Below are 10,780 nucleotides of genomic sequence, written 5' to 3'. Positions count from 1 at the left end.
CGATTCCCCTGTAGTTCAGTCGGTAGAACGGCGGACTGTTAATCCGTATGTCACTGGTTCAAGTCCAGTCAGGGGAGCCAATTTCACACTGAGTAAAGGCAAGTAGGACAAAGCGGTAAAGATAAGTTGTAAACGATTCCCCTGTAGTTCAGTCGGTAGAACGGCGGACTGTTAATCCGTATGTCACTGGTTCAAGTCCAGTCAGGGGAGCCATTTTATTCTTCGTTTTAATCTCAATTCTTTGCTTCTTCTGGCTTCTAGCCAAGCTATTCTTTTCCGTTTTGTTTTTAAGCAAATACAGTTACACTGTTAGCAGCTTGTTGAACAAATTTATGAGTATCTTCACACAGATAGCGGTTTTTAAGTATTCTTAGCTTAAACTTATCTTGTTCGAACTCACCAAAATCTAGAGCGGATTTTTATGGCCATGTCAAAATCATATCCAATTTTTTTACTGCTTATTTTCTTAGGTCTCTTTGCTTGGGTGTATCAAAGCGAAAACAGCCAATTGCAAGTCCAACAGCAGCAAGAACTCGATAGCTTTAAATCTAGCTTAAGCCGCTACCAACAATGGCAGGGTAACGGTGTAGAACTCTTTAAAAAACTTTCTGAAAACTACTCATTCCAGTTCTTCCAATATATTGATGATACCGACGGCCAACTGAGCCATACCGAAGGAAGCTTAGACAGTCAACATCCCCACCCTTTAGCGAGTTTATTTTCCATCGAACTCAGCCACACACAAAAATTGGCATCGGGTCGTTTACAGGTCAAGCTCAGTGCAAACCAAGCCATTGATACTGCAATTAGTAACACTCAAAAACTCGGTGTCATGTTGCTAGTGACTTACCTTATTCTGCTATTAGTGTTTATTCTATTAATGTCGAAACTCAGAGCTGCGGTACGTTATGCTGCTGATTATATTTCAAAAATACCCGAGTTAGGCTTTTCTGCCGTCGCAGCTTCGAAACTGACTGGCGAGCTCACCCCTATTGGTATCTCCCTAGAAGAATGTCGCCTGCAACTTAAAGCCCAAATCGATAAGCTCAATCAAGAAAATGAAAAACTGCATAAAGCAGCCTATCAAGACGCCGTCACAGGTTTTGGTAGTCGCCAACGTTTCACCCAAAAATTAGAAACCATTAGTCATCCCGATATTCCTCAACTTGGGCTGATGGCAATGGTTAAAGCGACTGAGCTGACCCCCATTAATCAAAAACAAGGCCGTTCAGCGGGTGATGATTATCTTTCGAGTGTAGCTAATTGCATCCGCAAAGCCTGTAGCAAATATGCAGATGCTGAATGTTTTAGGGTATCGAGTGCCGATTTTGCGGTGTTTATTCCCGATGTCATGCTAAAAGATGCACCGAAATTTTTAGACCAATTAAAAATTTACCTCGATGAATATCTGCAAATGACAAAAGCAGAATCCGTCGCCCATATAGGCTTAGTCCCCTATCGCCAAGGTACCGAAGCGGTTAATTTACTGACAATTGCCGATACCGCGGTCAGCATAGCTCAGACCCTTGGCCCCAATAGCTATCACATTCAAGAGAAACTCAATGGTGATGAGCAGTTTGGTGACGATCGTTGGAAGATGGCGATTCATGATTTAGTGACACGCCAAGCATTGAAATTCTACCAGCAGCCTATTCAGCCGTGTCGTACCGATGTAGAGGTTTACCGTGAGTTGTTGGCGCGTTTTTACAATAGCGAAGGCAAGTTCTTACCTACCACCACAGTGATTGCTATGGCTGAACGTCACGGTATGAGCTCAGAATTAGATAAACTGGTTGTGATCAGTGCATTAAAGATGCTTAAGGAAAACCCGACTATTACCGGTAACTTTGGTATCAATATCAGCGCATTTTCAGCCCATCAAGACATGTTTGTCGCTTGGCTAAAAGACATACTAGGTAAGCAAAAATACATAGCATCGCGTTTAGTCTTTGAGATCAACGAGTCCGGCATGCAGTCTAACTTAGGGGCGAGTTATAAGTTTGTTCGCGAAGTACACAGTGTTGGTTCACGGGTGTCGATTGAGCGTTTTGGCATGAGCTTTACCTCCTTCAAATTCTTCAGCGAAGTGCGCCCCGATTACATTAAGCTCGATGGCAGCTACACGTCTAACATAGATGAAGACAGCAACAATAAGTTCTTTGTACGTATGATGGTGGATGTCGCCAGACGAATTGGCATTCGGGTCATCGCAACCAGTGTCGAACGCCAAGAAGAAAAATTAACACTCGAAAAACTCTTAGTCGATGGATTGCAGGGCTATTACATCGCACAGCCCCAAGCCATGGCCATTACAGATCAGATTTAATACTTTAATGGGTTAATTCATCGCCAAAATTTACAGTAAAGATGGTTAACCCTGCATTCTATATGTTGTTTATGCATACGGAAAAGTCGATAATACGGCCAAGATCCGTTTAGAAAAGTATTAGGATGACTGAATATCTCCTCTTGTTGATCAGTACAGTGCTGGTCAACAATTTCGTTTTAGTGAAATTCTTAGGCCTGTGCCCTTTTATGGGGGTCTCCAGCAAATTGGAGTCCGCTATTGGCATGTCTATGGCGACCACTTTTGTGCTGACGTTAGCCTCTATTCTCAGTTATCTCGTCAACCAGTATCTATTATTACCCTTTGACCTGAGTTATCTGCGAACCATGAGCTTTATTTTAGTGATTGCCGTTGTGGTGCAATTTACTGAAATGGTCGTGCAAAAGACCAGTGCCGCTCTGCACCGTGCCTTAGGAATTTACCTGCCGCTTATCACGACTAACTGCGCGGTATTGGGCGTAGCCTTATTAAACGTGAATGAGAAGCACGATTTTATCCAATCGGCTATCTATGGCTTTGGTGCTGCGTTAGGCTTCTCATTAGTGTTAATTCTCTTCTCGGCGATGCGCGAGCGTTTAGCGGCCGCCGATGTCCCCTTACCTTTCAAAGGCGGCGCGATTGCGATGATCACCGCAGGTCTTATGTCCCTCGCCTTTATGGGATTCACAGGATTGGTTAAGTAAGATGTCCGGAATTTTAATTGCAGTCATATTGTTGACCCTATTGGCATTAGTCTTTGGGGTATTGCTCGGTTTTGCCGCCCTTAAATTCAAGGTCGAAGGCAATCCGATTGTCGATGAGCTTGAAGCTATCCTGCCACAAACCCAATGCGGTCAATGCGGTTACCCAGGTTGTCGCCCCTATGCTGAAGCCATTGCCAATGGTGATAAAGTCAATAAATGCCCCCCTGGCGGCACAGCCACCATGGAAAAGCTGGCGACCCTAATGGGCGTCGAGCCAGAGCCGCTGAATGCCGAAGCACAATCTCAAGTGAAAAAAGTGGCCTACATTCGCGAAGATGAATGTATTGGTTGCACTAAATGTATTCAAGCCTGCCCTGTGGATGCGATTATCGGTGCCGGAAAGCTCATGCATACCGTGCTGACAACCGACTGCACGGGCTGCGATCTCTGCGTTGAGCCTTGTCCTGTCGATTGTATTGATATGATCCCAGTCACCCCAAATCTTAAAAATTGGAACTGGCGCTTAAATGCTATCCCAGTGACGCTCATCCAAGAAAACAGTATTCAAGAAACCAATATTCAAGAGACAAAGTCTGAAGAGGAAAAGCGGTGTTAACTTTATTAGATCAATTAGATAAAGGAACCCTTTGGCGATCACCCGGTGGAATACATCCTCCTGAAGTCAAATTCCTCTCCAACGCGACGCCGATTGGCCAACTGCCCTTAGCCTCTACGTACTTAGTGCCCGTCCCTCAAGTCGGTGAAAACTGCACGCTTGCGGTGAAGGTTGGCGATAGCGTCTTAAAAGGCACGCCGTTAACGCAAGGCACCTCGATTTGGCATTTACCTGTGCATGCGCCAACATCGGGCACTATTGTTGCTATCGAACCAAGGGCGAGCAACCATGCCTCTGCATTGCCGGTTAACACTTGCGTTATCGCAGCCGATGGCAAAGACACCTGGTGCGAGTTGGTACAAAATCAACTTGATGACTTAAGTCATCAGCAAATCGTCGATAAGGTTCGCTCAGCGGGTATTGCGGGTATGGGCGGCGCAGCGTTTCCGACTCACATCAAGCTTAATCCGGTCAGTGAAATCGATTTAGTCATCATCAACGGCGTCGAGTGCGAACCTTATATCAGCGCCGATGACAGATTAATGCGCGAATATAGCCAAGATATCCTCGCGGGTATTGGCATAATTCATCGGCTATTAACGCCAAAACGCATTGTTATCGCCATTGAAGACAATAAACCTGAAGCAGCCAAAGCCATGCAAGCTGCTGTCAGCCAATGCGGACTCCCAGCGGGCAGCATTCGGGTGACGGTTATCCCGACAAAATACCCTTCTGGCGGTGAAAAGCAGTTAATTCAAATCATTACTGGCCGCGAAGTGCCCTCGGGCGCCATTCCCGCCAAACTCGGTATCGTGGTACATAACGTCGGCACTGCCTTTGCGATTCATCAAGCCGTCACCCAAGGCAAGCCGCTGATTGAACGCGTTGTGACTGTGACAGGCAAAAATGTCAGCAAACCGGGGAACTACTGGTTACCGATAGGCACACCCGTTGATCACGTACTGACTGCAACTGAATTCACGCCAGAGCCTGACCAAAAGGTGATTATTGGCGGGCCTATGATGGGCCATGCGTTAGCGAATATCCAAGTGCCTATTTTAAAAGGTACCAACTGTATTCTGGTGCCAAGCAGCCAAGAAATTGGTAGCACGCCCGAAGAAAAAGCCTGTATCCGCTGCGGCGAATGCGCCACTGCCTGCCCTGCACTCTTGTTGCCACAACAACTCTTTTGGCACGCCAAGGCCGAAGAATACGATAAAGCCGCCAGTTTCAATCTAAAGGATTGTATTGAATGCGGTTGTTGTAGTTACGTTTGCCCGAGTGATATTCCATTAGTCGAGTATTACCGCATTGCCAAATCTGCACTCAAACAAGCCGCCGATGAGAAGCAGCAAGCAGAGCGCGCCAAACAGCGCTTCGATGCCCGCTTAGCGCGTCTTGAAGAAGAAAAACTGGCCCGTGAAGCTAAGGCGAAAGAAGCCGCAGAGCGCCGACAAGCAACTATGACTGGCACGGATAAAAATGCCGTCGCCGAAGCCATGGCACGGATCGCCGCGAAAAAAGCCGCAGCGGCACAATCAGCAACTGAAGTGTTGTCGAATGAAGAATCATCGAATCATCAATCAAACGTCACAAGCACTGATACGACAGACGCGCCCAAGGGTAAAGCTGCCGTTGCCGCAGCCATCGCCCGCGCTAAGGCGAAGAAAGCCGCCCAAGTGAATGCCAATGGTGCTAATACAAATGGTGCTGATACAAACAATGTGGTGAATGTTGATGCCAGTGATGAATCCTTCTTAGCAACAGATGCAATCGCGCAAGAAGCGCCGTTATCTCAGAAGGACAAAGTCGCCGCGGCCATTGCTCGCGCCAAAGCTAAAAAGGCCGCTCAGCAAGCCGATACCGCGCCGCTTGAAACGGCTGACAGCACACCAGAAGCCAGCGCTGCCGATGATAAAAAGGCCAAAGTAGCCGCCGCGGTTGCCCGTGCTAAAGCGAAAAAAGCCGCGCAACAAGCTGAGACAAATACTGAAAATGGTTTAAGCCAGACCGCGACTCCAGCAGTTGATTCCACAGCTAGCGTTCAAGCAGATGTGAATGCTGATGCAAAAACCGCTGTTAATGCAGTCGCTACTGATATTGAAGTTAGCATCACTGACGTTAGCGTTAACGACGCTGAAGCGATTAAAAAGGCCAAAGTGGCCGCCGCTGTTGCTCGTGCTAAAGCGAAGAAAATAGCAGCTGCATCAGCAGAGTCTAAAACTGATGCTGAAATAGAGTCCGTTGACGAGATCCAAACTGAAGATAACGTGGCATCGCCCTCGATAGCAGCAACGCTTGATACTGCAACAACTGAAGCTGATGCCATTTTGCCATCGGTGGAATCCACTGCAGAGCCCATTGAAACGGCGCCTTTATCGAGTGATGAGCTTAAAAAAGCGCGGATTGCTGCGACCATCGCCAAGGCAAAAGCCAAAAAAGCGGCACTCGCCCAAGAAGCCAACGCTTCGAGCGACTCAAGTGTGACTAATGATTAAGAACAGAATGATTAAAAGGGAACACAATGGCGTTTAAAATAGCCTCATCACCCCATGTAACGCGAAACTTGCATACCTCAACGGTCATGCAAAGGGTGATTTTATGTTTACTGCCGGGCCTTGTCGTGCAATGTGCCTTTTTTGGCTGGGGCACACTTGTGCAAGTCCTGCTGGCGATCCTCGTCGCTTTAAGCTGCGAAGCCGCTGTGATGAAACTTCGCAATCGCAATATCAAAGCGAGCCTTAGCGATAACAGCGCCATGCTCACCGCCATCTTAATTGGTGTCGCCATTCCGCCCCTCGCCCCTTGGTGGATGATCGTCATGGGCACCGCCTTTGCGATCGTCATAGTTAAGCACCTCTACGGCGGCTTAGGCCATAACCTATTCAACCCAGCAATGGCGGCATATGTATTGCTGTTAGTCTCGTTCCCTGTGCAAATGACCACCTGGATAGCACCGAGCACCGTTGCACTGCATTCACCCAGCCTTGTTGAAAGCTTGCAACTTATCTTTAATGTTGGCGCGCACGTGAATATGGAGCAGTTCCGCTTAGGCATTGATGGCATGACAATGGCGACGCCACTCGATACCCTCAAAACCGATTTATCCATGGGATTAACCACCACAGAAAGTCTCACCAAAGCCATTTTTGATGGCAGTACAGGCGTAGGTTGGTTCTGGGTGAACTTGGCCTATCTTGCTGGCGGTTTAGTGTTACTTAAACTAAAAGCCATTCGCTGGCACATCAGCACTGGCGTGTTATTAGGGCTCTTTGTGGCATCGAGTATCGGTTTCTTACTGTCACCCGATACCCAAGCCAGTCCACTGATGCATCTGTTTTCTGGCGCGACCATGTTAGCGGCGTTTTTTATCGCCACCGATCCCGTTACAGCCGCAACCAGTCCCCGTGGTCGCATTATCTTCGGCGCGTTAATTGGTGTGTTGGTGTATATCATCCGCACGAAAGGCGGTTACCCTGACGCCTTCGCCTTTGCCGTGTTACTGGCCAACCTCTGTGCGCCCTTTATTGACTATTACGTGCGTCCACGTACCTATGGTCATTCAACGAGCTAAGGTCATGCTAAGCGATAACATCATTCTGCGGGCAACGAGAGCTTAAGGAAAAAGAGTTGAAAAATCCGATGATTAAAAATGGTTTTTTATTGGCATTGTTTGCCTTGATTTGTACTGGGCTCGTCGCCGCTGTCAATCAACAAACTGTTGATAAAATTAAGCAGCAAGAACAGCAAGAATTAATGCGAGTGTTACATCAATTAATCCCTGATGAGATGCACGATAACGAGCTAACGGCTCAATGTACTTTGCTGCTGGATAAAGACGCATTAGGAACCGACAGCCCAATGCCCGCCTATATAGCCACCAGTGCAGGCAAACCTGTGGCCATCGCCATTGAAGCTATAGCGCCCGATGGCTATAACGGCAACATCAAATTGATTGTGGGTATTAGCACTAAAGGTGAAGTCCTAGGCGTTCGCACCTTAGCTCACCAAGAGACACCTGGGCTCGGTGATAAAATCGATCTGCGTAAATCCAATTGGGTCTCTCAGTTTGTCGGTAAAGTGTTAGGCTCGGCAGATGACAAACAATGGTTGGTTAAAAAAGACGGTGGCGATTTTGATCAATTTACCGGCGCGACTATCACCCCGCGCGCTTATGTCAAAGCAGTCAAAAACGCAGTATGGTATTTCAACAATAACCAAGCGCAAATTTTCAGTCTGCCGCTAAATTGTGAGGCCAACCATGACTAATTATCGCGAAATTGCTTGGCAAGGTCTGTGGAAGAATAACCCTGGCCTAGTGCAACTGTTAGGCTTGTGCCCCCTGCTTGCGGTCACAGCGACGATCACGAACGCCCTTGGCCTTGGTCTAGCGACTATGTTGGTGCTGATTGGCTCTAACATTTTGGTGTCACTGGTGCGCGACTATGTGCCCAAAGAAATTCGTATTCCGGTATTTGTGATGATCATCGCCGCGCTGGTGACCACAGTGCAACTGCTTATCAATGCCTATGCCTACGGTCTGTATTTATCCCTTGGGATCTTCCTGCCGTTGATTGTGACCAACTGCATCATTATCGGTCGCGCCGAAGCCTTTGCCTCGCGCAATAACGCCTTTAGCGCCGCCTTTGATGGCTTAATGATGGGACTCGGTTTTACCTTAGTGCTTACAGTACTTGGCGCAACGCGGGAAATATTAGGTCAAGGGACACTGTTTGATGGCGCCGATCAACTGCTCGGCCCGTGGGCGAAATCCTTAACCATCCATTTATGGCAAGTCGATACTCCCTTCCTGCTTGCTATGCTGCCACCTGGCGCATTTATCGTCATGGGACTATTGATTGCACTGAAAAACGTGATTGATAAAAAAGTGAAAGAACGCCAACCTCAAGTCGCCGCAGAGCCAAGTGTCACCCGCGCGCGCATCACTAAGGTTGGTTAGGCTTTCGACATAAAGGCTTAATTCCAGCATAGTACAGAGTATGGTGTTCAACGCTTAATGTGCGCCTAGCGCACTTAAGCGACTGGAATTAAAACATAATATATCAAAGCATAAGCACTCAGCATAAGAACTCAAAGCATAGGAAATCAGCAGGTCTAGGTTTCAAACTCGTTAAATCATCATTAATACCCTATTGATAATGACGAGTTGAACCCAACAACCGCACAGGAATCGTACATGAATCAAGAAAAACGCATCCAGATCCTCACCCGTCTTCGCGATAACAATCCGAAACCTGAAACCGAACTCAATTTTTCCAGTCCTTTCGAACTCTTAGTCGCGGTGACCTTATCCGCCCAAGCGACGGATGTGAGCGTTAACAAGGCAACGGACAAACTCTTTCCTGTGGCGAATACGGCCCAAAGCATTTATGCCCTTGGCGTCGATGGTTTAAAACAATACATAAAAACCATAGGCTTATATAACAACAAAGCCGTCAATGTGATCAAAGCCTGTGAGATCTTGATTGAGAAATACAATGGTGAAGTGCCTGAAAACCGCGAAGCCTTAGAGTCTCTGCCCGGCGTTGGCCGTAAAACGGCAAACGTGGTGCTCAATACTGCGTTTGGTTGGCCGACCATCGCCGTCGACACCCATATTTTCCGCCTCGCTAATCGCACTAAATTTGCGCCCGGCAAGAACGTGGTCGAAGTGGAAGATAAAATGCTGAAAGTCGTGCCTGCGGAATTTAAAGTCGATGTGCACCACTGGTTTATTCTGCATGGCCGCTACACTTGCCTTGCGCGCAAACCTCGCTGCGGCAGCTGTATCATTGAAGACTTGTGCGAATTTAAAGAAAAAATTTATCCTGAAGAGTAAACCCAAGCGAGTTAGCCTTGGCTTTTCTTCTCGAGCAAACTGACTAACTCTTCATATTTCGGCCCTTGCCCGAATTGCGGTAAGGCCACTGCAAAGACCACGAGTCCAAAGGCCATATAAATGGCGAACTCATTGACCCACAAACCAGATATCGTCAGTCCAGTACCCAGCACGACTAATGCAATCACAGCTAACCGCACTTTCTGCGCCATCTGTACTTTTCGCTTAGCCGATGCAATGAATGCTATTTCAGTTTCGCTAAACAACATCTTCAAATCCTTGTTAAGTTTTACGTGCATTAAATCACAGACAAACAAAAAGCCGCAATAGCGGCTTTTTTGCTTAACTTGGTACAAGGTTAACTGAAACTTGTATTGCTAGTTAAAAGATTGAAACAAAGAACGCGCTGAAAAATAAAGCAATTACAAGTGTAGTGCCTAAGGCCATTTTAAGTTCGGTGTTCATCATTCACTCTCCTAGTTGGTATGGCCATATTATCGTCAACCCTGCGGTAAAAACCCATGTTTGTCTCTGTGTTTTGTGAGCGACAGCCAATTTATCGGCAATTTTCTTTTCAAAATTAGCAAAATCGTCCGTCGACAGCCAGCGCATCCCTATCCTAGCCAGCTATGTTGGTCAAGTTCGATAAAAACACAATGGATGACATTTGTAGTCATACGTAGATACATTTTTGATATACTCCTCGCCGTAATCTATTTATAGAGAGGACCTATGTCGCAACTATTACACACTATGATCCGCGTCGGTAACTTAGAACGCAGTATAGCTTTTTATACTGAAGTACTCGGCATGAAACTCCTTCGCACCTCTGAAAACCCAGAGTACAAATATTCTTTAGCTTTCGTAGGTTACGGTGAAGAGTCCACTGGCCAAGCCGTTGTTGAACTGACCTATAACTGGGGCACAGACAAATACGATTTAGGCACAGGCTTTGGCCACTTAGCCATTGGCGATGAAGATATTTACGCCCGTTGCGCTGCTATTGCCGCGGCCGGAGGCAAAGTAACACGCGCCCCTGGTCCAGTCGCAGGCGGCACCACTGAGATTGCCTTTGTTGAAGATCCAGACGGTTATAAAATTGAGTTCATCCAAATGAAATCGGCGACTCAAGGTTTAGGTTAAGTCTTGCCACCTGAGCAAGAAGATTAACTGAGCAGAACAGTTCGCTAAATGAGAAATGCCGAATCTTGATTCGGCATTTTTGTTTTTATAATTTATATCTTGCGTTAGGCACAAAGAAAGGTAACACAAGCCAACGATTCACCGCTCGCACT

Annotated in this window: 10 protein-coding genes and 2 tRNA genes; 11 read left to right on the top strand and 1 reads right to left on the bottom strand. The window is 46.9% G+C overall.

Annotated elements, in window-relative coordinates; all coding sequences use genetic code 11:
- The first annotated feature begins 4 nt into the window (after positions 1–4).
- The 10 genes from BM607_RS05130 (at position 5) to nth (ending at position 9,485) form a co-directional block, all read left to right on the top strand.
- Positions 5–80 (top strand) — tRNA-Asn (locus BM607_RS05130).
- 57 nt (positions 81–137) lie between these two features.
- A tRNA-Asn gene (locus BM607_RS05125) sits at positions 138–213 on the top strand.
- A 208-nt stretch (positions 214–421) separates the two neighbouring features.
- Positions 422–2,326, top strand: a complete 1,905-nt coding sequence (locus BM607_RS05120; RefSeq protein ID WP_071939802.1) for a GGDEF domain-containing protein — start codon at positions 422–424, stop codon at positions 2,324–2,326.
- Positions 2,327–2,451: 125 nt separating this feature from the next.
- Positions 2,452–3,030, top strand: a complete 579-nt coding sequence (gene rsxA / locus BM607_RS05115; protein WP_006081543.1) for an electron transport complex subunit RsxA — start codon at positions 2,452–2,454, stop codon at positions 3,028–3,030.
- Position 3,031: 1 nt separating this feature from the next.
- Entirely contained in the window at positions 3,032–3,646 is a 615-nt protein-coding gene (gene rsxB / locus BM607_RS05110) for an electron transport complex subunit RsxB (protein WP_006081542.1), read from the top strand.
- Positions 3,640–6,144, top strand: a complete 2,505-nt coding sequence (gene rsxC, locus BM607_RS05105) for an electron transport complex subunit RsxC (protein ID WP_071939801.1) — start codon at positions 3,640–3,642, stop codon at positions 6,142–6,144. Before rsxB ends, rsxC begins: the two co-directional genes overlap by 7 nt.
- Before the next feature lie 26 nt (positions 6,145–6,170).
- Complete coding sequence (gene rsxD / locus BM607_RS05100) at positions 6,171–7,220, top strand: electron transport complex subunit RsxD (RefSeq protein WP_006081540.1); 1,050 nt, start codon at positions 6,171–6,173, stop codon at positions 7,218–7,220.
- A gap of 56 nt (positions 7,221–7,276) precedes the next feature.
- On the top strand, positions 7,277–7,915 hold the full coding sequence (gene rsxG, locus BM607_RS05095; protein ID WP_006081539.1) for an electron transport complex subunit RsxG: 639 nt from the start codon (positions 7,277–7,279) through the stop codon (positions 7,913–7,915).
- Positions 7,908–8,606 carry an electron transport complex subunit E gene (locus tag BM607_RS05090; protein ID WP_006081538.1) on the top strand — a complete coding sequence of 233 codons (699 nt, stop codon included), beginning with the start codon at positions 7,908–7,910 and terminating at the stop codon, positions 8,604–8,606. Before rsxG ends, BM607_RS05090 begins: the two co-directional genes overlap by 8 nt.
- A gap of 237 nt (positions 8,607–8,843) precedes the next feature.
- A complete protein-coding gene (gene nth / locus BM607_RS05085; protein WP_006087317.1) occupies positions 8,844–9,485 on the top strand; it encodes an endonuclease III in 642 nt (213 codons plus the stop codon).
- 11 nt (positions 9,486–9,496) lie between these two features.
- Here nth and BM607_RS05080 read toward each other — a convergent pair whose 3' ends face one another.
- The gene (locus BM607_RS05080; protein ID WP_006087316.1) at positions 9,497–9,754 is read right to left on the bottom strand and encodes a hypothetical protein; all 258 of its coding nucleotides are present in this window, start codon (positions 9,752–9,754) and stop codon (positions 9,497–9,499) included.
- 463 nt (positions 9,755–10,217) lie between these two features.
- Between BM607_RS05080 and gloA the strand changes: the two genes are divergently transcribed.
- Entirely contained in the window at positions 10,218–10,628 is a 411-nt protein-coding gene (gene gloA / locus BM607_RS05075) for a lactoylglutathione lyase (protein WP_006087315.1), read from the top strand.
- The last annotated feature ends 152 nt before the right edge of the window (positions 10,629–10,780 follow it).

The organism is Shewanella sp. SACH (genome assembly GCF_001887095.2).
GTDB classification, from domain to species: Bacteria; Pseudomonadota; Gammaproteobacteria; order Enterobacterales; family Shewanellaceae; genus Shewanella; species Shewanella baltica.
This window is presented reverse-complemented; position numbering and strand designations above follow the sequence as displayed.

What these genes read in the sequence shown, in the direction of transcription:
- BM607_RS05120 (WP_071939802.1), top strand. Translation starts at nt 422, where the DNA reads ATGGCCATGTCAAAATCATATCCAATTTTTTTACTGCTTATTTTCTTA.
- rsxA (WP_006081543.1), top strand. Translation starts at nt 2,452, where the DNA reads ATGACTGAATATCTCCTCTTGTTGATCAGTACAGTGCTGGTCAACAAT.
- rsxB (WP_006081542.1), top strand. Translation starts at nt 3,032, where the DNA reads ATGTCCGGAATTTTAATTGCAGTCATATTGTTGACCCTATTGGCATTA.
- rsxD (WP_006081540.1), top strand. Translation starts at nt 6,171, where the DNA reads ATGGCGTTTAAAATAGCCTCATCACCCCATGTAACGCGAAACTTGCAT.
- BM607_RS05090 (WP_006081538.1), top strand. Translation starts at nt 7,908, where the DNA reads ATGACTAATTATCGCGAAATTGCTTGGCAAGGTCTGTGGAAGAATAAC.
- nth (WP_006087317.1), top strand. Translation starts at nt 8,844, where the DNA reads ATGAATCAAGAAAAACGCATCCAGATCCTCACCCGTCTTCGCGATAAC.
- BM607_RS05080 (WP_006087316.1), bottom strand. Translation starts at nt 9,754, where the DNA reads ATGTTGTTTAGCGAAACTGAAATAGCATTCATTGCATCGGCTAAGCGA.
- gloA (WP_006087315.1), top strand. Translation starts at nt 10,218, where the DNA reads ATGTCGCAACTATTACACACTATGATCCGCGTCGGTAACTTAGAACGC.